Source organism: Enterobacter cloacae complex sp. GF14B (assembly GCF_004136805.1).
Taxonomy (GTDB): domain Bacteria; phylum Pseudomonadota; class Gammaproteobacteria; order Enterobacterales; family Enterobacteriaceae; genus Enterobacter; species Enterobacter hormaechei_C.
On sequence record NZ_QFRV01000005.1, the window covers coordinates 1 to 21,258 of the forward strand.

Sequence of the window (21,258 nt, forward strand, 5' to 3'; positions counted from 1 at the left end):
GCCCTGCTGCTGGCACAGGCCGGACTGCTCGATGGGCGCCGGGCGACGACCCACTGGCGGCTGCTGGAAACCCTGAAAACCCGCTATCCTGCGGTCAACGTTGAGGGCGGCCCGCTCTATGTTCAGGATGGCCCCGTCTGGACGTCCGGTGGCGTCAGTTCCGGGTTTGATCTGACGCTGGCGCTGGTGGAGGATGATTACGGCTTCACCCTCGCCCGCAACGTGGCGCAGGATATGGTGATGTACCTGCGTCGGCCTGGCGGCCAGCTACAGTTCAGCCGCTATAAACTGGAGCAGTCCGGCGCGACCGGACCGGTTAGCGAACTGCAAAGCTGGATCCTGCAAAACCTCACCGCAGATTTGTGCGTCGAAAGGCTGGCCGAACGGGTCGCCATGAGTCCGCGCAATTTCACCCGCGTGTTCACGCGTGACGTCGGTGTACCTCCGGCCCGTTATGTCACCGAAGCGCGCCTGGCCGCCGCACGACAGCTTCTGGAGCAGACCTCGTATCCGCTTGAGGTCATTGCCGAAAAAAGCGGGTTTGGGACCAGCATCAACCTGCGCCGCGTTTTTGAAAAGCAGCTTCATCTCACGCCGGGCGAATATCGCCAGCGCTTCCACTGCCGCAGAATGGCGTAATCTGATCCTTTTTTGTCATTTACGCCATCCGACCTGACGCCTAAAGTCACTCCAGACAACACAGATAAGGAGTGCATCATGGTTAAGGTCGGTATTAACGGTTTCGGCCGTATCGGACGTAATGTTCTTCGCGCGGCGCTGGGCAACCCGGATCTCCAGATTGTGGCCATTAACGATCTGACGGACAGTAGAACCCTCGCCCATCTGCTGAAATATGACTCTCTGCTCGGCACGCTGCCGGTGCCCGTTGAAGCGGCGGACGGCGCGCTACAGGTTGACGGGCAACGCATCACCGTATTCAGTGAACGCGACCCGGCAAACATTGCGTGGAAAGACGCTGGCGTTGAGGTGGTAATCGAAGCCACCGGCTTCTTCACCGAACGTGAAAAAGCAGCGGTGCATATCACGAGCGGCGGCGCAAAACGCGTCATTATTTCCGCCCCGGCTAAAAATGATGATCTGACGGTGGTAATGGGCGTGAACCACACGCTGTACGATCCGGCCCAGCATTTTGTGGTCAGCAACGGGAGTTGCACCACTAATGGTCTGGCGCCAGCGGCGCAGGTGCTGCACCAGCAGTTTGGCATTGAACACGGGCTGATGAACACCACGCATGCCTACACCAACAGCCAGGCGCTGCATGACCAGCCGGAAAAAGATCTGCGCGGCGCGCGCGCGGCAGCATTATCGATTGTGCCTTATTCCAGCGGCGCGGCAAAAGCGCTCGGGAAAGTGATCCCCGAACTTGACGGTAAACTCACCGGATATTCCCTGCGCGTACCGGTTCCGGTGGTGTCGATTGTCGATCTGACGGTGACGCTGAGCCGCAACGTGACCGCCGAAGAGGTGAATGACGCGTTCCGTCAGGCCGCCGTCAGCGGGCCGCTGAAAGGCATCCTGGGCTACAGCGATGAACCGCTGGTCTCCCGTGATTATCAGGGCGACCCGCGCTCATCCATCATCGACGGGCTTTCAACGCTGGTGATTGGCGGGAATATGGTGAAGATCCTGTCGTGGTATGACAACGAATGGGGCTTCTCGAACCGTCTGGTGGATCTGGCGGTGCTTATGGATAAAAAAGGGTTGTAGGGCTTAAGCCGGGTGGCTTGAAGCTTACCCGGCCTTTCTGTGATGTGGTTAAAAATTAAGTAAACCACCCCCGGTGTTGTGAAAGCGCACCCGAATTATCTGGTTATGTGAAAAATGGGATATTCAACACGCGAAGTTAACGATATTCGTCTAAGGTTTTCAGGTAATTGACAACAGCGGTCACGCTGCTCAGTGAAGACAGGAGACGAACCGATGATAAGACCTCGCGCACGACGCCCCGCTTTTTTACCCCTTGCGTTGGCAGGCGCACTACTCGGTGTTACCGCATTTGGTTATGCTGAAGACCAGCCAACGAGCCAGCAAAGCTCACCTGATATTCTTCTTGGCCCCCTCTTTAATGACGTACAGAGCGCCAAACTGTTCCCGGATCAGAAAACCTTCGCGGATGCCGTTCCCAAAAGCGACCCGCTAATGATCCTGGCGGATTACCGGATGCAGCATACCCAGTCCGGTTTTGACCTGCGCCACTTCGTGGAGATGAACTTTATCCTGCCGAAGGAGGGTGAGAAATATGTTCCCCCTGAGGGCCAGAGCCTGCGCGAACACATAGACGATCTGTGGCCTGTTCTGACCCGCACCACCGACAAAGCGAACAAATGGGACTCCCTCCTGCCTCTGCCAAAACCCTATGTCGTGCCGGGAGGACGCTTCCGCGAAGTCTATTACTGGGACAGCTATTTCACCATGCTGGGGCTGGCCGAGAGCGGCCACTGGGATAAGATCGGCGACATGGTGGACAACTTCGCTTACGAGCTTGATACCTGGGGCCATATCCCTAACGGTAACCGCACCTACTACCTGAGCCGCTCTCAGCCGCCGTTCTTCTCGCTGATGGTGGAATTGCTGGCCACGCATGACAGCGACGCGTTAAAGAAATACCGTCCGCAGATGGAAAAAGAGTATGCCTACTGGATGGAGGGGGCTGATGGGCTCCAGCCTGGTCAGGCGAACAAACGCGTGGTGAAGCTGGATGACGGCTCGATCCTCAACCGCTACTGGGACGATCGGGACACGCCGCGCCCTGAGTCGTGGCTGGATGACGTCACCACCGCCAAAAATAACCCTAACCGTCCGGCCACCGAGATCTATCGCGATCTGCGCTCTGCCGCGGCCTCGGGCTGGGATTTCAGCTCCCGCTGGATGGACGATCCTCAGAAGCTGGATACCATCCGCACCACCAGCATCGTGCCGGTGGATCTGAATGCGCTGATGTTTAAGATGGAAAAACTGCTGGCCCGTGCCAGCCAGGAAGACGGGGATACCGCCAGCGCAAGTAAATATGACGCGCTGGCCTCCGCGCGTCAGAAAGCCATAGAGAGCCACCTGTGGAACGATAAAGAGGGCTGGTATGCGGATTACGATCTGAAAACCAGGAAGGTGCGTAATCAGCTGACTGCCGCGGCCCTCTTCCCGCTGTATGTGAAGGCCGCATCACAGGATCGCGCCGATAAAGTGGCCGCAGCCGCATCGTCGCGCCTGCTGAAACCGGGCGGTATTTCTACCACCACCATCAACAGCGGGCAGCAGTGGGATGCGCCGAACGGCTGGGCGCCGTTGCAGTGGGTAGCGGTGGAAGGGTTGCAGAACTATGGTCAGCAGAAAGTGGCGATGGACGTGACCTGGCGTTTCCTGAAAAACGTTCAGCATACCTACGATCGCGAGAAGAAACTGGTTGAGAAGTACGATGTCTCTTCGACCGGTACCGGCGGTGGCGGCGGTGAGTATCCGTTGCAGGACGGTTTCGGCTGGAGTAACGGCGTGACGCTCAGGATGCTGGACATGGTCTGCCCGAAAGAGAAGCCATGCGACACCGTACCGGAGAATCAGCCTGCGGCAAACGATGATGTTGCACCTGCGAAACAGGCGGCGCAGTAGCGCCCCTCACCCTGACCCTCTCCCCAAAGGGGCGAGGGTCAGGTTCCGTGCAATAAAGTGACCCGCTAGCGCCACCGGGCTTTTTTCAGAAGCTGTAACTCGCCCCGACCTGGAAGGTGCGGTCGCGGCCTATCCAGCAGTTGGTCGCGTCATAGCAGGTGAGCGTCTCTTTGTTGGTGACGTTCTGCGCGCTCGCTTTCAGCGTCAGCCCCTCCAGCGATGGCGCCAGTTCACCCATGCGGTAAGATGCCGCCAGATCGTACTGCGTCGTACCGCCCAGCTTGCCTGCGTCGTTGGCTGGCGAGATCTCCATCGGCCCGGTGTAGCGTGCGCCTCCCCCCAGCGTTACCCCTCTCAGCGGCGTGCTGTCGAAGGTGTAATCGCCCCACAGATTAAAGGCGTTCTCAGGGACCTGCGTCGGTCGTTTGCCCTGGTACTTGTCATCTTCGGTATTGATGGCGTGGGTGTAGGCATAGTTGGCAATCAGCGTCAGGTTATCCGTTGGACGACTCATAGCGGAAAGCTCCGCGCCTTTCGATTCCACTTCCCCGGTCTGGCGATAGTTGAGGAAGCCCGGATCGCTGGTCACCACATTTTTCTGACGAATGTTAAACACCGAGGCGGTGAAGGTGGTTGCGTATTCCGCCAGCAGGTATTTCACCCCACCCTCCACCTGCTTGCTGGTGGTGGGCTTAACGTCTTTCGCGGTCAGCGTGCCCTGCGGCGATACTGGGGCGAACCCTTCTGAATAGCTGATAAACGGCGAGAGTCCATTGTCGAAGGCATAAAGCGCGCCCAGTCGTTTGGTGAGGCGATCCTGCGATACCCAGGCTTTGTCACCGTTTTGCAGATAGTTAGTGGTGACGGAACGGTAGTCGTCATAGCGCAGGCTGGCCAGCACGTTCAGCCCGCCAAACGCAATCTGATCCTGGAGGTAATAGCCATTCTGCTGATAGCTGAGTCGGTTTTTCTGCGCGGTTTCAAGCCCCAGCGCATCGTTATCGATCTGCGAGTGATCCGGATGACGCATATCGATACCCGGGGTGGATGAGGCGTAACGATAATGGAAGTGAGAGTTCAGCTTCTGGTAGTCAAAGCCCGCCAGCAGATGATGTTTCCAGTCCCCCAGCGCGACGGTTCGGGTGACCTGGTTATCAATATTGAAGCTCTGCAAATCTTCATCCGTGGTATAGGCGAAGCGGTTAAGCTGGTAGACCTCGCTGCCCGTCCCGGTGGAATAGGCGCTGCGCTGGTGGGTGTCCACGTCAAAGTAGCGCGCTTTCTGGTTAAAGCCCCAGCCACTGTCAAACTCATGCTCAAAGCTGTATCCCAGCATCCACTGGCGCTGCTTAAAGCCGCTCCACTCATCCCCGGCATAGTCACGACGATCGGCGTATTTAGACCGCAGATAGCTTAGCGGCATCGGATCAGACGGCGTCAGGCTCGGCGTATTTTGCGCCAGCGCGTCAATGGTCAGGCGCGTTTTGTCATCAGGCTGCCAGGTCACGGAGGGGGCCACCAGATAGTTTTCATAGCGCGTGGTGTGCGCCTGTTCGTCACTTTCCGTCGCTTTGCCCAGCAGGCGATAGTTCCAGTCGCTGTTCGCGATCTGCCCCGTGGAGTCCAGGTATCCCTCTTTCAGATTGCGGTTTCCGGTATTAAAGCCCAGTTCCGTTTTCGCCTCTTTCTGCGGCTTTTTACTCTGAATATTGACCAGCCCGCCCGGTGAGCCGCCGCCATACAGCACGGATGACGGCCCCTTCAGGATATCGACGCTCTCAATCAGCAGCGGATCGATTCGCGCTTTGGTGTTCCCGGTGACGTTATAGGGAAGTTGCAGGCCGTTGTAGAACTCCTGATCGACGTTGAACCCGCGGATTTTGTACTCGCTCATGTAAGAGGTGCTCCCGCGCACCTCCGTGGAAACGCCCGGCGCATAGCGCAGGATCTCGTTTACCGAACTGGCGTGCCGCTGCTCAATCTCTTTAGCGGCGATGGTGTTGATTACCTGCGGCGTTTTACTTTCCGCGACGGCTGATTTCGTGGCGCTATTGGTCCAGGCAGGGAGCGCGCTGCCCTGCTCTGTACCGGTTACCACGATGGTGGGCTCTTCTGCGAAAGCCTGTGTCTGCAATGCCAGCGTGACGGCGCCTGCCAACGCGCATAACGCAAAACGTGAAGTGCTCATAGTGTCGTCTTGTTATTAGATGGTATTGGGAACGGCAATTATTATCATTTCCATTAGCAAATCAATATCGGCGGAGAAAAACAGATCGTTTGTATTAAGTTTCATGCCCGCGTGCCGATAACCCAGAGACAGTCTGTCATCTATCGAGGAGCCATCTGGCGTGAGTAGCTACAGTGAGCAGTTCCTGAAACAAAATCCGCTGGCTGTATTAGGGGTGTTACGCGACCTGAAAAAAGGCGAGGTGCCGCTGCGCATCAACTGGTCAACCAGCCAGTTTATCAGCAAGATCCTGGACGTGACGGCAGAGCACCTGATCGTCGATCTGGGTAGCCAGAGCGATGAAAACCGTGCCGCGCTACAGGCAGAGAATCTCTCGGTGATGGCCGAAACGCAGGGGGCGAAAGTCGAGTTTGTGCTGCCTCGTCTGACCACGATCGCGTACCAGGGTTTGCCTGCGTTTATCGCTCCCCTGCCCGCTAACCTCTGGTTCGTGCAACGCCGGGAGTTTTTTCGCATCAGCGCTCCGCTTCACCCGGCCTATTTCTGTAAGGCAAAAATGCCGGACAAAAAAGAGATCCGCTTTCGTCTCTTCGACCTGTCACTGGGCGGGATGGGCGCGTTAATGGATACGCCGAAGCCGGAAGGGCTGGTGGAAGGTATGCGTTTTAGTCAGATTGAGCTGGATATGGGCGGATGGGGACGCTTCTGGTTTGACGCCCAGCTGATTGCCATCAGCGAGCGCAAGGTGGTGGACAGCAAAAACGAAACCATTACCACGCCGCGACTGAGCTTTCGCTTTCTGAATGTCGGGCCAGGCGCCGAACGCGAACTACAGCGCATCATCTTCTCACTGGAGCGTGAAGCGCGGGAACGCGCGAATAAAGTGCGCTGATAGGCGTCGGGCAGCGTGCTGCCGCCCGACAAAGGCGTTACATGGCGTCCATCGCTTTCTGGACTTTCCAGATATAACGTGGAGCCTGTGCTGACGGATGATTCTTCACAACGTGCTCGAAGAATTCATCTTTATCCATATCGTTAATCTCTTCTATCGCCTCTTTGCGATCGGATGAGAAGGTTCGGAGCAGCGCGCCGGCTCCGTTAACGTACGACACCACCAGTGCATATTGCATCACTTCCGGATCGTCAATCCCCTTCAGAATGCCATGCTCGAGAATGCTCAGGTAAGCGGTTCCCATAGAGATATTACGCTCCGGGTTTTTCAGCTCGCTGGTGGATGGCTGTCCCTTCCAGCCCATGTAGCGATAGACCTCTCTTCCCGCCGTCGAGGCTTTTAACTGCATCAGCCCCACCGCATTCGATTTACTCACCAGCGTCGGGTTGCCGCCGGACTCCACGGCAATGATCGCCGTGATCAGACGCGGGCTCACGCCCCAGGCCTTCCCGGCTTGTTCGCTGATCGGCATCCACTGCATGGCCCGCTTTACCGGCACTTCAGGGTTCCAGGGGGGATTTTGATAATCATGTTTTGAACTACAGCCAGCGAGCAGCACAATCAAAAAAGCAAACCATCTCAATTTCACGTCATCTATCCTTATAGCCGGTCATCGCGGTACGTCGCCCCTTGAAGCAGGCGGCGTATAAGCGGCATGATATAGACAATTAGATTCTCATTCAGCAAGGAATTGCCATGCCTCAGTTTCATCTCATCGCACCGTCAGGCTACTGCATCAATCAGGAGGCGGCACAGCGGGGCGTTCAACGCCTGCTGGAAATGGGCCATCAGGTAGAAAATCAGACAATTATCCCCCGCCGCATGCAGCGTTTTGCCGGTACGGAGGCGCAGAGACTGAGCGATATCAACAGCCTGGCGACGCTGGAAGGTGAAAACACCATTGTGCTGGCCGTGCGCGGCGGCTATGGCGCAAGCCGGCTGCTGGAGAGCATCGACTGGGCCGGGCTGGCCGCGCGCCAGCAGCAGGATCCGCTGTTAATCTGCGGACACAGCGATTTCACGGCGATCCAGCTCGGCCTGCTGGCGTTGCATAACGTCATTACCTTTAGCGGCCCGATGCTGGCCGGTAACTTTGGCGCGCCGGAGCTGGATGCGTTTACGCAGGACCATTTCTGGCGCGCCCTGCAAAACCCGACGTTCACCATCGAGTGGCAAGGCAATGGACCGCACTGGGAATGTGAAGGACAGCTGTGGGGCGGCAACCTCGCGATGCTGGTGTCGCTAATTGGTACGCCGTGGCTGCCGCAGATCACGGATGGCATACTGGTGCTGGAAGATATCAATGAACACCCGTTCCGTGTCGAACGCATGCTGTTGCAGCTGTATCACGCCGGGATCCTGGATCGGCAGTCGGCCATTGTGCTGGGCAGTTTTAGCGGTTCAGCCCCCAACGATTACGATGCAGGCTATTCCCTGGAAACGATGATTGATTTCATTCGTTCCCGCCTGGATATCCCGGTGATCGCCGGCCTGGATTTCGGCCATGAGCAGCAAACCGTTACGCTGCCGCTGGGTGCCCGGGCGCACCTTGTACACGATAATTCAGGCAGTCGGTTAACAATCAGCGGTCATCCGGTCTTAAAGGCATAAAAAAGCCGTTATTCCCCCTCAATAAAACGCTGTTACCGTTGTTAATATGTTAGGGTTTTAATAACAGCGTTCACATTGAGGTGGGAGTAAGACGACATTGGGTGCCACAGCGATAATCAGTCTTTTCATTCTGGGTTCCATCCTGGTAACCTTCAGCATTTTATTAAGTTCATTTTCATCGCGCCTTGGCATACCTATTCTTGTCATTTTCCTGGCTATCGGCATGCTGGCGGGAGTCGACGGAATCGGCGGTATCCCCTTCGATAATTACCCTTTCGCCTATATGGTGAGTAACCTCGCGCTGGCGGTCATCCTGCTGGACGGCGGTATGCGCACCCAGGCAAGTTCGTTCCGCGTGGCCTTAGGCCCGGCGCTGTCTCTGGCGACCGTCGGGGTGCTGATCACCTCCGGCCTGACCGGTATGATGGCGGCCTGGCTGTTTAACCTCGATATTATGGAAGGCCTGCTGATTGGCGCGATTGTCGGCTCGACCGATGCGGCAGCGGTTTTCTCGCTGCTCGGCGGCAAGGGGCTGAACGAACGCGTTGGCTCCACGCTGGAGATTGAATCCGGCAGTAACGATCCGATGGCGGTGTTCCTGACCATCACTCTGATTGAGATGATCCAGCAGCACGAAACCGGCCTGAGCTGGATGTTCGCCTGGCACATCCTCCAGCAGTTTGGCCTGGGGATTATCATTGGTCTCGGCGGCGGTTACCTGTTACAGCAGACGATCAACCGTATTACGCTGCCTTCCGGCCTTTACCCGCTGCTGGCCCTGAGCGGCGGGATCCTGATCTTTGCCGTCACCACCGCGCTGGACGGCAGCGGTATTCTGGCGGTTTACCTTTGCGGTTTCCTGTTGGGCAACCGACCGATTCGCAACCGTCACGCCATTTTGCAGAACTTCGACGGTCTGGCCTGGCTGGCGCAGATTGCCATGTTCCTGGTGCTGGGCCTGCTGGTGACGCCGTCGGACCTGCTGCCTATCGCCGTACCGGCGCTGCTTTTGTCGGCCTGGATGATCTTCTTCGCCCGTCCGCTGTCGGTGTTTGCCGGGCTGCTACCGTTCCGCGGGTTTAACCTGCGTGAGCGGATATTTATCAGTTGGGTGGGTCTGCGCGGCGCGGTGCCGATTATTCTGGCAGTGTTCCCGATGATGGCCGGGCTGGACAACGCCCGCCTGTTCTTTAACGTCGCCTTCTTCGTGGTGCTGGTGTCGCTGCTGTTCCAGGGGACGTCGCTGGGCTGGGCGGCGAAAAAAGCCAAAGTGGTGGTACCGCCCATTGGCTGGCCGGTCTCCCGCGTGGGGCTGGATATTCACCCTGAGAATCCCTGGGAACAGTTTGTCTACCAGCTAAGCGCCGATAAGTGGTGCGTGGGCGCGTCCCTGCGCGATCTGCATATGCCCGCTGAAACGCGCATTGCCGCCCTGTTCCGGGATAACGCCCTGCTTCACCCGACCGGCAGCACGCGGCTGCGTGAGAACGATATTCTCTGCGTGATTGGCCGCGAGCGCGACCTGCCTGCCCTCGGCAAGCTGTTCAGCCAGTCGCCCCCGGTGGCGCTGGATCAGCGTTTCTTCGGCGATTTTATCCTCGAAGCCAGCGCCCGCTTTGCGGATGTGGCGCTGATTTATGGCCTGGAAGGTGGACTGGAGAATCGCGATAACCAGCAAACACTGGGTGAAATTATTCAGCAATTATTAGGGGCTGCGCCGGTCGTCGGTGACCAGGTGGAGTTTGCCGGGATGATCTGGACGGTAGCCGAGAAAGAAGATAATGCGGTGCGCAAAGTCGGCGTAAGGCCGATGGAGGAAGAGGCGGAGTAGCTGCTTTTTTGCCGGGTGGCGCTAACGCTTACCCGACCTACTTTCGGGCTTTTGTAGGCCGGGTAAGGCGAAGCCGCCACCCGGCACATACACAAGTTACACCGTCACAACAGGCACTCTGGGTGCCAGCGCGCACATCAGCTCATACCCAACGGTGCCCGCCGCAGCGGCCACATCATCAATTTTAACTTCGTTGCCCCACAGCTCAACCGGTGACCCGATCCCCGCCTGGGGACACGGCGTTAAATCAATGGCCAGCATGTCCATTGAGACGGTGCCTACCGTGCCGGTGCGCACGCCATCGACCCACACCGGCGTGCCGCTCGGGGCGATGCGCGGATAACCATCTGCATAGCCCCCCGCCACGATACCGATACGCTGTTCGCCCGCTGCCCGATAACGGCTGCCATAGCCCACCGTATCGCCCGCTTTTAACGTCTGCACGCCGATAATCTCGCTTCGTAACGTCATCACCGGCTTCAGGCCGCTGTTGGCGATATCCTGCCACTGACCTGAGGGTGACGCGCCGTACAGAACGATCCCCGGACGCACCCAGTTGTAGTGCGCTTCAGGATGCCAGAGCGTTGCCGCTGAGTTCGACAGCGAGCGCGGACAGTCCAGCCCTTCTGCCGCCTGCTCAATGCGGACCATGGCATCGGCAATTCCGTCCGGCTTTTCCGCATCGGCGAAATGCGCCATCAGCGTCATCTCACCGACGTTTTTCAGCGCACGAAGCTGCTGCCAGACCGTGTGCACCCGTTCAGGCTGAAAGCCCAGACGGTTCATCCCGCTGTTCACTTTGAGATAGATATCCAGCGGGGCATGCAGCTTCGCGTCCTGAATCGCCTTGATCTGCCAGTTACTATGAACGCTGGTCGTCAGGCGGTACTTATCCAGCAGAGGCAGATCCTGCGCATGGAAGAATCCTTCCAGCAGCAGGATCGGTCCTTTCCAGCCGCGCTCGCGCAGCAGGATGGCCTCTTCCAGATTCAGCAGGGCAAAACCATCGGTGGCGCCGAGCGCACTCCAGATACGGTCGATACCATGACCGTAGGCGTTGGCTTTCACCACCGACCAGACACGAGAACCCGGCGCAGCACGGCGAACAATTTGCAGGTTATCCTTCAGCGCCTGCAAATCCAGCTGGGCCAGAATAGGACGGGACATTGTGACTCCTTAATTATGCGCGCCGTGCAGGTGTTGTGGACGCGATGGGGTAAACCCTGATTGATAGCGTGCGGCGCTCAAATCGTCAAACGGAATTGCCGGCGTCCGCCCGGAGATCAGGTCGCTCAGCAGCTGGCCCGAACCGCAGGCCATGGTCCAGCCAAGCGTACCGTGGCCGGTGTTGGTCCACAGATTTTTGTATGGCGTACGGCCCACAATCGGCGTGCCGTCCGGGGTCATTGGGCGCAGGCCGGTCCAGAACGTTGCCTGCTCAATGAAGCCTCCGCGCGGGAAGAGATCGCCCACGACCATCTCCAGCGTTTCACGACGCGGTTTAAGCAGCTCAGTATTAAAGCCCACGATTTCCGCCATGCCGCCGACGCGGATCCGGTTATCGAAGCGGGTGATGGCGATTTTGTAGGTTTCATCAAGAATGGTCGAGACCGGCGCACCGCTGTCCTCTTTCACAGGAATGGTCAGGGAGTAGCCTTTCAGCGGATAGACCGGGATATCCAGGATCCCTTTCAGCATCGCGGTTGAGTAGGAGCCAAACGCCATCACGTAGGCATCGGCTTTGATTACCTCTTCCCCACACTTCACGCCGTAAATCTTCTCCCCTTCCGACAGCAGTTTGTCGACAGAAGTATTGAAGCGGAATTTCACCCCGGCCTGCTCACACATGCGCGCCAGACGCTGGGTGAAAAGCTGGCAGTCGCCGGTTTCATCGTTCGGTAAACGCAGACCGCCCGTCAGCTTGTGCGCGACCTCGGCAAGCGCTGGCTCCACCTGCGCCAGCTGGCTGGCTTCCAGCAGCTGATACGGTACGCCCGCATCTTCAAGCACGGCGATATCGCGGGTCGCGTTTTCGTACTGTTGCGCGGTACGGAACAGCTGAAGCGTGCCGCCCTGGCGTCCTTCATATTCAATGCCCGTTGAGGCACGCAGCGCCTTCAGGCAGTCGCGGCTGTATTCCGCCAGACGCACCATGCGCCCTTTGTTTTCCATATAGTGGCGGGTGTCGCAGTTGCGCAGCATCTGCCACATCCACTTAAGCTGGAACTGCGTGCCGTCGAGGCTGATCGCCAGCGGCGCATGTCGCTGAAACATCCATTTGATCGCCTTCAGCGGAACGCCCGGGGCCGCCCACGGCGCAGCGTAGCCCGGGGAGATTTGCCCCGCATTCGCCGCACTGGTTTCCAGCGCCGGACCGGATTCGCGATCGATAACGGTAACCTCATGTCCCGCCTGACTTAAATACCAGGCGCTGGTTACGCCAACGACACCACTTCCCAGTATGACAACACGCATAGCCACTCCATTATGAGCAAAAGAACAATCATCTAATTACAGATTGATAACCTAGTTGAAAATATTATTCAACATATGACTTTTTTATGGTGACTCAACTCACATATCCCGCTGTATCAGGGGATAGCGCTTATTTGGGATCTCCTGCTGCGCGTTATTTTTAACCAGTAGAAAATTCTGTGAGCACCGCTTTTTTTGCCGTATCGAAAACGTGAAATCGCAAAGAAAAAATTTCTGCGCCCCGCGTATTTGAATGGGGTGATCTATGCTTGAAAGGAGGCTCTCCAGTCAGAGAGAGCGACCAACAACGAGGGCGCGCTAATGGCTACACTAGATTCCATGTCCAGGGACAGCACCCGTCTGAGCGATGGACCCGACTGGACCTTCGAGTTGCTGGATGTCTACCTGGCGGAGATCGACCGGGTGGCCAAACTCTATCGTCTGGATACCTACCCCCATCAGATTGAAGTCATCACCTCGGAACAGATGATGGACGCTTACTCCAGCGTCGGGATGCCGATTAACTATCCGCACTGGTCGTTTGGTAAAAAATTCATTGAGACAGAGCGGCTGTATAAGCACGGGCAGCAGGGATTGGCGTATGAAATCGTCATTAACTCTAACCCGTGTATTGCCTATCTGATGGAGGAGAACACCATTACCATGCAGGCGCTGGTGATGGCGCACGCCTGCTATGGACATAACTCGTTCTTCAAAAATAACTATCTGTTCCGCAGCTGGACGGACGCCAGCTCCATCGTTGATTACCTCATCTTCGCCCGTAACTACATTACCGACTGCGAAGAGCGCTACGGCGTGGACGAAGTGGAGAAACTGCTGGACTCCTGCCACGCGCTGATGAACTACGGCGTTGACCGCTATAAGCGTCCGCAGAAGATCTCCTTGCAAGAGGAGAAAGCCCGGCAGAAGAGCCGCGAGGAGTATCTGCAAAGCCAGGTGAATATGCTGTGGCGTACCCTGCCAAAACGTGAGGAGGAGAAAACCGTCGCCGAGGCGCGTCGCTACCCTTCCGAGCCGCAGGAAAACCTGCTCTACTTTATGGAGAAAAACGCCCCGCTGCTGGAGCCGTGGCAGCGTGAGATCCTGCGCATCGTGCGCAAGGTGAGCCAGTATTTCTATCCGCAGAAGCAGACCCAGGTCATGAACGAAGGCTGGGCGACCTTCTGGCACTACACCATTCTGAACCACCTGTATGACGAGGGAAAAGTCTCTGAACGGTTTATGATGGAGTTCCTGCACAGCCACACCAACGTGGTGTTCCAGCCGGCATATAACAGCCCGTGGTACAGCGGTATTAACCCGTACGCGCTCGGCTTTGCCATGTTCCAGGATATCAAGCGTATTTGTCAGTCGCCCACCGAAGAGGACAAATACTGGTTCCCGGATATTGCCGGTTCCGACTGGCTGGAAACGCTGCACTTCGCGATGCGTGATTTTAAGGATGAGAGCTTTATCAGCCAGTTCATGTCGCCGAAGATCATGCGTGATTTCCGCTTCTTCACCGTACTGGATGATGACCGCAACAACTTCCTGGAGATCTCCGCGATCCACAACGAAGAGGGCTATCGCGAGATCCGCTCGCGCCTGTCGTCCCAGTACAACCTGAGTAATCTTGAGCCGAACATTCAGGTCTGGAACGTGGATCTGCGCGGCGATCGCTCTCTGACGTTGCGCTATATTCCGCACAACCGCGCGCCGCTGGATAAGGGGCGTAAGGAAGTGCTGAAGCATGTGCATCGCCTGTGGGGATTTGACGTCTTGCTGGAACAGCAGAACGAAGATGGCAGCGTGGAGCTGCTGGAGCGGTGTCCGGCGCGGTTGAATACGCTGTAGTGGGATTTTTTGCCCGGTGGCGCTACGCTTACCGGGCCTACGGGACCTGTAGGCCGGCTCAGGCGAAGCCGCCACCCGGCGAAAAAAAACCTCTCAATCGAGAGGTTTTTTCTTTTACCGGCCCTGAATCGCTAAATCACCCGGCAGCGTTTTCTGCATCCGGTGCCAGATTTCACCGGAGTCGTGGCCGTAACGACGCACGGTTTCATAGACCTGATCGTGCAGCCCTTCGGTGCAGAGTTTGCTCAGTTTATGATAGAAGCCAAGCGCCAGACTGCGGGCTTCAGGGTTAGCAAAGTAGTGACGACCAATGCGCGTATATAACCCTTTCATTCCATTCAGGATCAGACCGTAAACCGGATTGCCGGAAGCAAACGCCAGACCACGGAACACGTTGTAATCCAGGGTCGCAAAGGCATCCGCGTGGTCTTCCACCTCATTGGCGGTAGCAAGTACCTTCAGCGCATCTTCAGGGTGCTGGCGAAACGCGGTGCGGATGAAAATGGTGGCGATGTTGGTGCGCACGGAAAGCAGATTATCAATCAGCTGCGGTACGCTTTCGTGATCGAGACGCGCCAGCGTTTCCAGAATGTTCAGCCCGGACGTTTCCCAGAAGTTATTCACTTTAGTGGGTTTGCCATGCTGTATCGTCAACCAGCCATCGCGCGCCAGACGCTGGAGCACTTCTCGCAGCGTGGTACGGGTGACGCCAATCAGTTCAGAGAGTTCGCGTTCAGCAGGTAGAATTGATCCCGCAGGGAAACGATTATTCCAGATGCTTTCAATGATGTACTCTTCCGCGAAACCCGCCGGGCTCTGCGCCTTAATGACCATAGTGAGATTTCCATTACACAGCTTTAGCAAATTGCACTCATCATACCAGAGGCGTGCAGAGGCAGATAGCGCAGCAGAGACAGAAAAGAGGGATCGCCGTTTCATTTTTATGAAATTTACAAATGGCTTAATCCCCCGCTTTGCCGCCATTTTTGCGTATACTGATGTCTTGTCTTATTTGACGGGGAAAGGACGTCTGTCGTGGAAATTTCATTTGGGCGCGCGCTGTGGCGCAACTTTTTAGGTCAGTCACCTGACTGGTTCAAACTCACTTTACTGGTATTCCTGGTCGTTAATCCCGTTATCTTTTTGCTGGATCCCTTCGTTGCCGGGTGGATGTTGGTCGCCGAGTTTATCTTTACCCTGGCGATGGCGCTGAAGTGCTATCCGCTGTTGCCCGGCGGGCTGCTGGCGCTGGAAGCCGTGGTCATTGGAATGACCAGCGCGGAGCATGTTAAAAACGAGATAGCGTCGAATCTTGAAGTCCTGCTGCTGCTGATCTTCATGGTGGCGGGGATCTACTTTATGAAGCAGCTTCTGCTGTTTATCTTCACCCGTTTGCTGCTGAGCATTCCGTCGAAAACGCTGCTCTCGCTGGCGTTTTGCCTCGCCGCAGCCTTCCTCTCTGCCTTCCTGGATGCGCTGACGGTCGTGGCGGTAGTGATCAGCGTCGCCGTCGGCTTTTACGGGATTTACCACCGGGTGGCCTCGTCTCGTCCTGGCGATAACTTGCAGGACGACAGCCACGTTGAGGCGCACAGCCGCGATGTGCTGGAACAGTTCCGCGCATTTCTGCGCAGCCTGATGATGCATGCAGGCGTGGGGACGGCGCTGGGCGGCGTGATGACCATGGTCGGGGAGCCGCAAAACCTGATTATCGCCAAAGCAGCTGAGTGGCATTTTGGCGAATTTTTCCTGCGCATGGCGCCGGTCAGCGTACCCGTGCTGGTCTGCGGGTTAGCCACCTGTGTGCTGGTCGAAAAATTCAACCTCTTTGGGTATGGCGCGACGTTGCCCGATCAGGTCCGCCAGGAGCTGCATAAGTTTGACGAGCAGAGCCGCAAACAACGCACGCGCCAGGAGACGCTGCGCCTGATTGCACAGGGCTTCATCGGCGTGTGGCTTATCGCTGCGCTGGCCTTCCACCTTGCCGAGGTGGGGCTGATTGGCCTGTCGGTAATTATCCTTGCAACCAGCCTGGGCGGCGTTACGGACGAACATGCTATCGGAAAAGCCTTTACCGAAGCGCTGCCGTTTACCGCCCTGCTGGCGGTGTTTTTTGCCGTCGTGGCGGTGATTATTGACCAACATCTGTTCGCGCCGATCATCGCGTTTGTGCTTCAGGCCACGCCAGATTCGCAGCTAACGCTGTTCTATTTGTTTAACGGTCTGTTGTCCTCTATATCCGATAACGTCTTTGTCGGGACGGTATACATCAATGAGGCCAAAGCCGCGATGGAGCAAGGGATTGTCAGCAGTGAACAGTTCGAGCTGCTGGCGGTGGCGATCAACACCGGAACCAACCTCCCCTCCGTGGCAACCCCGAACGGTCAGGCGGCATTCCTCTTCCTGCTGACCTCGGCGCTGGCGCCACTCATACGACTTTCTTATGGAAGAATGGTCTGGATGGCGCTGCCGTATACGCTGGTGCTTACCCTGGTTGGTTTACTGTGCATCAAAATTACTCTCGTTCCCTGTACGCAATGGTTATTGCAAGCAGGTATACTTGCGGCGCATTAAAATTCGTTTACACTGCGCTGTCTAAGCATGTTCCAGGGAAATGATTATGTTGCGATTTTTGAACCAGTGCTCACGCGGTCGCGGAGCGTGGTTGTTGATGGCCCTGACCGCCTTTGCGCTGGAAATGGTCGCGCTGTGGTTTCAGCATGTGATGGGGCTGAAACCTTGCGTACTGTGTATTTATGAGCGTTGTGCGCTGTTCGGCATTATGGGCGCGGGTCTGGTAGGTGCGATTGCACCCAAATCACCGTTACGCTATGCGGCAATTGCCATCTGGCTGTACAGCGCCGGGAAAGGCATTGCGCTTGCCTGGGAGCACACCCAAATGCAGCTTCACCCGTCGCCGTTTATGACCTGCGATTTTGCCGCCCGCTTCCCGAGCTGGCTGCCGCTGGATAAATGGCTGCCGCAGGTGTTTGTGGCCTCCGGTGACTGCTCTGTACGCCAGTGGGAATTCCTGACGCTGGAGATGCCGCAGTGGCTGGTGGGCATTTTTGTCGCCTACTTTGTGGTGGCGCTGCTGGTGCTGATTGCCCAGCCGTTCAAACCAAAGAAACGCGATCTTTTTGGACGGTAAAAGCAAAACGGCAACGTCAGTTTTGCAGGTCGGGTAAGCGCAGCGCCACTCGACAAAATTGCGCACAATAAAAAACCCGCCTCGGCGGGTTTTTTATTGTCACCGATTAGGGTGATTCATAATGTGGTCTTCCCAGTCCCGCACCTCGGACTCTTTCACCGCAATGTGGCGCACGGAAATACGTTCACCGTGCATCGCCGCTTTCGACCCCGTCAACAACGGATGCCATGTGGGCAGATCTTTCCCTTCCGCCAGCAGGCGATACGCGCAGGTATGCGGCAGCCACTCAAAGGTCGGTAGATTTTCACGGGTTAACTTGATGCAGTCCGGCTCATATTCGAAACGGCGCTCATAGTTGCGGCACTGGCAGGTTTTGATGTTTAACTGCTTGCAGGCTACGTTGGTGAAATAGATCTCGTCCGAATCTTCATCCATCAGCTTATGCAGGCAGCACTGCCCGCAGCCGTCACACAACGATTCCCACTCCGCGTCGGTCATGTCGTCGAGAGTTTTGCTTTGCCAGAAAGGAATGTCGTTCATCGGGATGTCCACACGTCAAAATAGAGCGCACCTTATAACGAGTCTGGCACGTTGATGCAAGTTTTGCCGCCCTTTTCAGGCGGCAAGGTGCTTTTACAGCACGCGGGTTTTCAGCGACAGGCCGTTAAAACTGACATCCAGTTCGTCGCCGCTAAGCAGCGGCCCCACACCCTCCGGGGTGCCGGTGAGGATCACGTCGCCTGGTTTCAGGGTGAAGAAGCGGCTCATGTAGGCAATCAGCGGAACGATCTTATGGATCATGTCAGCGGTCGTTCCCTGCTGGCGGATCTCGCCGTTGACCTTCAGGCTGAGCGGCGTGTTCTGCGGATCGTCGGTAAATTCACTCACCGGAATGAAACCGGAAATCGGGCATGAATTATCAAAACCCTTCGCTTTTTCCCACGGCTGCCCCGCTTTCTTCATTTTGCCCTGAACATCACGCAGCGTCAGGTCAAGCGCGACACCGTAACCCGCAATCGCTTTCTCTACATGCTCTTCGGTCGCCTGGCGCAGCGTCGCGCCGATCAGCACCGCCAGCTCCACTTCATGATGCACCGAGCCCAGTCCCTGCGGCAGAACCAGCGGCTGGCGAATATCGCACAGTGCGGTTTCTGGCTTAATAAACAGAACCGGCTCTTCCGGCACGGCGCTGCCCATCTCCTGAATATGTTTTGCATAGTTGCTGCCCACGCAGACCACTTTGCTGACGGGATAATCCAGTAATGCACCTTGCCAGTTATGATGTTGATACATGGTCGACCCCTAATCGGTTGATGAGTTGTTCCCGGAAGGACCCGGGCTTATTTCTTTCCGCTCACCTCAAGATGCTGTTTTAATAAATTCTCCGGTGGCGGCGGAAGCTGTAAATAATAGCCCTGCTCGGTTAACGCCTTTTTGACTTTCTCCAGATCGGCGTTCACCAGCTTCTTACGGCCGTCCAGCGGCAGCAGCATCGCCAGCTGCGGTCGGCCAAAGCTTTTCATTAATTCTTCAGGCACGCGGGAAAAATCGTCTTTCTTTTCGACATAAAGGTAGGTCTGGTCGCGGCTGGTACTTCTGTAGATCACACAAAACATGTTTTTACTCTGAATTAACGGGTGGTTGCTTGCCTCAATATACTCCTGACTATAACATGCCTGATACTCTTCGGAATATCGCGGCGATGTGTTGCGGTTAATAGCAAATTGAGTAAGGCCAGGATGTCAAATACGCCCATCGAGCTTAAAGGCAGTAGCTTCACCTTATCAGTGGTTCATTTGCATGATGCAAAACCCGAGGTTATTCGTCAGGCGTTAGAAGACAAAATCGCGCAGGCTCCCGCTTTTCTTAAGCATGCTCCTGTCGTCGTCAATGTAAGCGACCTTGAGGGGCCGATTAACTGGAAGCGGCTCCAGCAGGCCGTCGCCTCCACGGGGTTGCGCATCGTGGGCATTAGCGGCTGCAAAGACGCAGAGTTAAAAGCCGAAATTGAACGCGCGGGTTTGCCCTTGTTAAACGAGGGCAAAGAAAAAGCCCCACGTGCAACGCCTGCAACCGTTCCCGCTCCCCCACCTCCGGCGCAAAATGTAGCCCCAGTCACAAAAACGCGATTGATTGATCTGCCGGTTCGTTCCGGTCAGCGCATTTATGCGCCAAACTGTGATCTGATTGTTACAAGCCACGTCAGTGCGGGCGCTGAACTGATTGCAGATGGCAATATTCACGTTTACGGTATGATGCGTGGACGTGCGCTTGCGGGCGCCAGCGGCGATCGAGAAGCACAAATTTTTTGTACTCACCTGACGGCAGAACTGGTGTCTATCGCAGGTGAATATTGGCTGAGCGATAAAATCCCAGCCGAATTTTATGGCAAAGCGGCCCGTCTGCAACTGGCAGATAACGCTTTGACCGTTCAACCGTTAAATTGATCCCTTTTAACAAGGAATTTCTATGGCACGCATTATTGTTGTGACTTCGGGTAAAGGAGGCGTTGGCAAGACCACCTCCAGCGCGGCCATCGCTACTGGTTTGGCCCAGAAGGGAAAGAAAACCGTCGTAATCGACTTCGATATCGGTCTGCGTAACCTGGACCTGATCATGGGTTGCGAGCGTCGCGTGGTGTATGACTTCGTGAACGTCATTCAGGGCGATGCCACCCTTAACCAGGCGCTGATTAAAGATAAGCGTACCGAGAACCTCTACATTCTTCCGGCGTCCCAGACCCGTGATAAAGACGCCCTGACCCGCGAAGGCGTGGAAAAGGTGCTCGACGATCTGAAAAAGATGGAGTTCGACTTTGTGGTATGCGACTCCCCGGCCGGTATCGAAACCGGCGCGCTGATGGCGCTCTACTTCGCGGATGAAGCCATCATCACCACCAACCCGGAGGTCTCGTCAGTACGTGATTCCGACCGTATTCTCGGCATTCTGGCCTCGAAATCCCGTCGCGCGGAAAATGGCCAGGAGCCAATCAAAGAGCACCTGCTGCTGACCCGCTACAACCCGGGCCGGGTGAACAAAGGTGACATGCTGAGCATGGAAGACGTGCTGGAGATCCTGCGCATCAAACTGGTTGGCGTGATCCCGGAAGATCAGTCCGTGTTGCGCGCCTCTAACCAGGGCGAGCCCGTGATCCTGGATACACAGGCAGACGCGGGTAAAGCGTATGCGGATACCGTTGACCGTCTGCTGGGAGAAGAACGTCCTTTCCGCTTCATTGAAGAAGAGAAGAAAGGTTTCCTCAAACGCCTGTTCGGAGGATAAGTTATGGCATTACTGGACTTTTTTCTCTCGCGGAAAAAAAGCACCGCCAACATCGCAAAAGAACGTCTGCAAATCATTGTGGCGGAACGTCGTCGTAGCGACGCCGAACCGCACTACCTGCCGCAGCTGCGCAAAGACATTCTGGAAGTGATCTGCAAATACGTGCAGATTGACCCGGAAATGGTCACCGTTCAGCTGGAGCAAAAAGACGGGGATATTTCGATTCTGGAGCTGAACGTCACGCTTCCGGAAGCGGAAGAGTCGCGTTAATCCGGTTGTGGTTTTGTAGG

19 protein-coding genes and 2 pseudogenes are annotated in these 21,258 nt (G+C 56.3%); 12 read left to right on the forward strand and 9 right to left on the reverse strand.

Going from position 1 to position 21,258, the window contains the following annotated elements:
- From DD606_RS02705 to DD606_RS02715, 3 genes are all read left to right on the forward strand, one after another.
- The coding region (locus tag DD606_RS02705; protein ID WP_129258151.1) for a GlxA family transcriptional regulator at positions 1-639 on the forward strand (639 nt) is incomplete at its 5' end.
- Between the two features lie 78 nt (positions 640-717).
- A complete protein-coding gene (gene gap, locus DD606_RS02710) occupies positions 718-1,728 on the forward strand; it encodes a type I glyceraldehyde-3-phosphate dehydrogenase (RefSeq protein ID WP_023314315.1) in 1,011 nt (336 codons plus the stop codon).
- A 213-nt stretch (positions 1,729-1,941) separates the two neighbouring features.
- Entirely contained in the window at positions 1,942-3,624 is a 1,683-nt protein-coding gene (locus DD606_RS02715) for an alpha,alpha-trehalase (protein ID WP_063401630.1), read from the forward strand.
- Between the two features lie 85 nt (positions 3,625-3,709).
- On the opposite strand, the gene DD606_RS02720 is transcribed toward DD606_RS02715, so the two are convergent.
- On the reverse strand, positions 3,710-5,812 hold the full coding sequence (locus DD606_RS02720) for a TonB-dependent siderophore receptor (RefSeq protein ID WP_058675132.1): 2,103 nt from the start codon (positions 5,810-5,812) through the stop codon (positions 3,710-3,712).
- A 160-nt stretch (positions 5,813-5,972) separates the two neighbouring features.
- Between DD606_RS02720 and DD606_RS02725 the strand changes: the two genes are divergently transcribed.
- Positions 5,973-6,704, forward strand: coding sequence for a flagellar brake protein (locus DD606_RS02725; protein ID WP_022651421.1), 732 nt, complete (start codon positions 5,973-5,975; stop codon positions 6,702-6,704).
- Positions 6,705-6,741: 37 nt separating this feature from the next.
- Here DD606_RS02725 and emtA read toward each other — a convergent pair whose 3' ends face one another.
- The gene (emtA, locus tag DD606_RS02730) at positions 6,742-7,353 is read right to left on the reverse strand and encodes a membrane-bound lytic murein transglycosylase EmtA (protein ID WP_017384310.1); all 612 of its coding nucleotides are present in this window, start codon (positions 7,351-7,353) and stop codon (positions 6,742-6,744) included.
- A 107-nt stretch (positions 7,354-7,460) separates the two neighbouring features.
- Between emtA and ldcA the strand changes: the two genes are divergently transcribed.
- Positions 7,461-8,375, forward strand: a complete 915-nt coding sequence (gene ldcA, locus DD606_RS02735; RefSeq protein WP_023324854.1) for a muramoyltetrapeptide carboxypeptidase — start codon at positions 7,461-7,463, stop codon at positions 8,373-8,375.
- Positions 8,376-8,472: 97 nt separating this feature from the next.
- A pseudogene (locus tag DD606_RS02740) lies at positions 8,473-10,140 on the forward strand (potassium/proton antiporter); the annotation flags it as partial.
- Here the strand turns inward: DD606_RS02740 and DD606_RS26340 are convergent.
- The 3 genes and pseudogenes from DD606_RS26340 to DD606_RS02750 all read right to left on the reverse strand — a co-directional run.
- Positions 10,093-10,197 (reverse strand): annotated as a pseudogene (locus DD606_RS26340) (hypothetical protein); the annotation flags it as partial. The pseudogenes DD606_RS02740 and DD606_RS26340 sit on opposite strands and share 48 nt — an antisense overlap.
- 105 nt (positions 10,198-10,302) lie before the next feature.
- Complete coding sequence (gene dadX, locus DD606_RS02745) at positions 10,303-11,373, reverse strand: catabolic alanine racemase DadX (RefSeq protein ID WP_003859954.1); 1,071 nt, start codon at positions 11,371-11,373, stop codon at positions 10,303-10,305.
- A 9-nt stretch (positions 11,374-11,382) separates the two neighbouring features.
- Positions 11,383-12,681 carry a D-amino acid dehydrogenase gene (locus DD606_RS02750; protein ID WP_015570317.1) on the reverse strand — a complete coding sequence of 433 codons (1,299 nt, stop codon included), beginning with the start codon at positions 12,679-12,681 and terminating at the stop codon, positions 11,383-11,385.
- Between the two features lie 321 nt (positions 12,682-13,002).
- On the opposite strand from DD606_RS02750, the gene DD606_RS02755 reads away from it, so the two are divergent.
- Entirely contained in the window at positions 13,003-14,535 is a 1,533-nt protein-coding gene (locus tag DD606_RS02755; protein WP_022651425.1) for a SpoVR family protein, read from the forward strand.
- A gap of 114 nt (positions 14,536-14,649) precedes the next feature.
- Here the strand turns inward: DD606_RS02755 and fadR are convergent, their stop codons facing one another.
- Complete coding sequence (gene fadR / locus DD606_RS02765; protein ID WP_003859951.1) at positions 14,650-15,369, reverse strand: fatty acid metabolism transcriptional regulator FadR; 720 nt, start codon at positions 15,367-15,369, stop codon at positions 14,650-14,652.
- Positions 15,370-15,570: 201 nt separating this feature from the next.
- Here fadR and nhaB point away from each other — a divergent pair, with 201 nt between their 5' ends.
- Positions 15,571-17,109, forward strand: a complete 1,539-nt coding sequence (nhaB, locus tag DD606_RS02770; protein WP_129258153.1) for a Na(+)/H(+) antiporter NhaB — start codon at positions 15,571-15,573, stop codon at positions 17,107-17,109.
- A gap of 46 nt (positions 17,110-17,155) precedes the next feature.
- Complete coding sequence (gene dsbB / locus DD606_RS02775) at positions 17,156-17,686, forward strand: disulfide bond formation protein DsbB (protein ID WP_017693268.1); 531 nt, start codon at positions 17,156-17,158, stop codon at positions 17,684-17,686.
- Positions 17,687-17,785: 99 nt separating this feature from the next.
- On the opposite strand, the gene DD606_RS02780 is transcribed toward dsbB, so the two are convergent.
- The 3 genes from DD606_RS02780 to DD606_RS02790 all read right to left on the reverse strand — a co-directional run bounded on the left by DD606_RS02780 (position 17,786) and on the right by DD606_RS02790 (position 19,302).
- Positions 17,786-18,226, reverse strand: coding sequence for a YcgN family cysteine cluster protein (locus tag DD606_RS02780; protein WP_015570314.1), 441 nt, complete (start codon positions 18,224-18,226; stop codon positions 17,786-17,788).
- A 93-nt stretch (positions 18,227-18,319) separates the two neighbouring features.
- Positions 18,320-18,979: a fumarylacetoacetate hydrolase family protein gene (locus tag DD606_RS02785; RefSeq protein WP_003859945.1), complete on the reverse strand. Its 660-nt coding sequence runs from the start codon at positions 18,977-18,979 to the stop codon at positions 18,320-18,322.
- 47 nt (positions 18,980-19,026) lie between these two features.
- On the reverse strand, positions 19,027-19,302 hold the full coding sequence (locus DD606_RS02790) for a YcgL domain-containing protein (RefSeq protein WP_006810982.1): 276 nt from the start codon (positions 19,300-19,302) through the stop codon (positions 19,027-19,029).
- A 123-nt stretch (positions 19,303-19,425) separates the two neighbouring features.
- Between DD606_RS02790 and minC the strand changes: the two genes are divergently transcribed.
- Genes minC through minE form a run of 3 tightly spaced genes read left to right on the forward strand, consistent with a single transcriptional unit; the run spans position 19,426 to position 21,238 of the window.
- Positions 19,426-20,133, forward strand: a complete 708-nt coding sequence (minC, locus tag DD606_RS02795) for a septum site-determining protein MinC (RefSeq protein ID WP_022651428.1) — start codon at positions 19,426-19,428, stop codon at positions 20,131-20,133.
- A gap of 22 nt (positions 20,134-20,155) precedes the next feature.
- Positions 20,156-20,968, forward strand: coding sequence for a septum site-determining protein MinD (minD, locus tag DD606_RS02800; protein WP_003859938.1), 813 nt, complete (start codon positions 20,156-20,158; stop codon positions 20,966-20,968).
- Between the two features lie 3 nt (positions 20,969-20,971).
- Entirely contained in the window at positions 20,972-21,238 is a 267-nt protein-coding gene (gene minE / locus DD606_RS02805; RefSeq protein ID WP_003859937.1) for a cell division topological specificity factor MinE, read from the forward strand.
- Positions 21,239-21,258 lie beyond the last annotated feature (20 nt).

Bases quoted from the DNA above. Each gene is read 5' to 3' on its own strand.
- gap (WP_023314315.1), top strand. From the start codon at position 718: ATGGTTAAGGTCGGTATTAACGGTTTCGGCCGTATCGGACGTAATGTT.
- DD606_RS02715 (WP_063401630.1), top strand. From the start codon at position 1,942: ATGATAAGACCTCGCGCACGACGCCCCGCTTTTTTACCCCTTGCGTTG.
- DD606_RS02720 (WP_058675132.1), bottom strand. From the start codon at position 5,812: ATGAGCACTTCACGTTTTGCGTTATGCGCGTTGGCAGGCGCCGTCACG.
- ldcA (WP_023324854.1), top strand. From the start codon at position 7,461: ATGCCTCAGTTTCATCTCATCGCACCGTCAGGCTACTGCATCAATCAG.
- dadX (WP_003859954.1), bottom strand. From the start codon at position 11,373: ATGTCCCGTCCTATTCTGGCCCAGCTGGATTTGCAGGCGCTGAAGGAT.
- DD606_RS02750 (WP_015570317.1), bottom strand. From the start codon at position 12,681: ATGCGTGTTGTCATACTGGGAAGTGGTGTCGTTGGCGTAACCAGCGCC.
- DD606_RS02755 (WP_022651425.1), top strand. From the start codon at position 13,003: ATGGCTACACTAGATTCCATGTCCAGGGACAGCACCCGTCTGAGCGAT.
- fadR (WP_003859951.1), bottom strand. From the start codon at position 15,369: ATGGTCATTAAGGCGCAGAGCCCGGCGGGTTTCGCGGAAGAGTACATC.
- dsbB (WP_017693268.1), top strand. From the start codon at position 17,156: ATGTTGCGATTTTTGAACCAGTGCTCACGCGGTCGCGGAGCGTGGTTG.
- DD606_RS02780 (WP_015570314.1), bottom strand. From the start codon at position 18,226: ATGAACGACATTCCTTTCTGGCAAAGCAAAACTCTCGACGACATGACC.
- DD606_RS02785 (WP_003859945.1), bottom strand. From the start codon at position 18,979: ATGTATCAACATCATAACTGGCAAGGTGCATTACTGGATTATCCCGTC.
- DD606_RS02790 (WP_006810982.1), bottom strand. From the start codon at position 19,302: ATGTTTTGTGTGATCTACAGAAGTACCAGCCGCGACCAGACCTACCTT.
- minC (WP_022651428.1), top strand. From the start codon at position 19,426: ATGTCAAATACGCCCATCGAGCTTAAAGGCAGTAGCTTCACCTTATCA.
- minD (WP_003859938.1), top strand. From the start codon at position 20,156: ATGGCACGCATTATTGTTGTGACTTCGGGTAAAGGAGGCGTTGGCAAG.
- minE (WP_003859937.1), top strand. From the start codon at position 20,972: ATGGCATTACTGGACTTTTTTCTCTCGCGGAAAAAAAGCACCGCCAAC.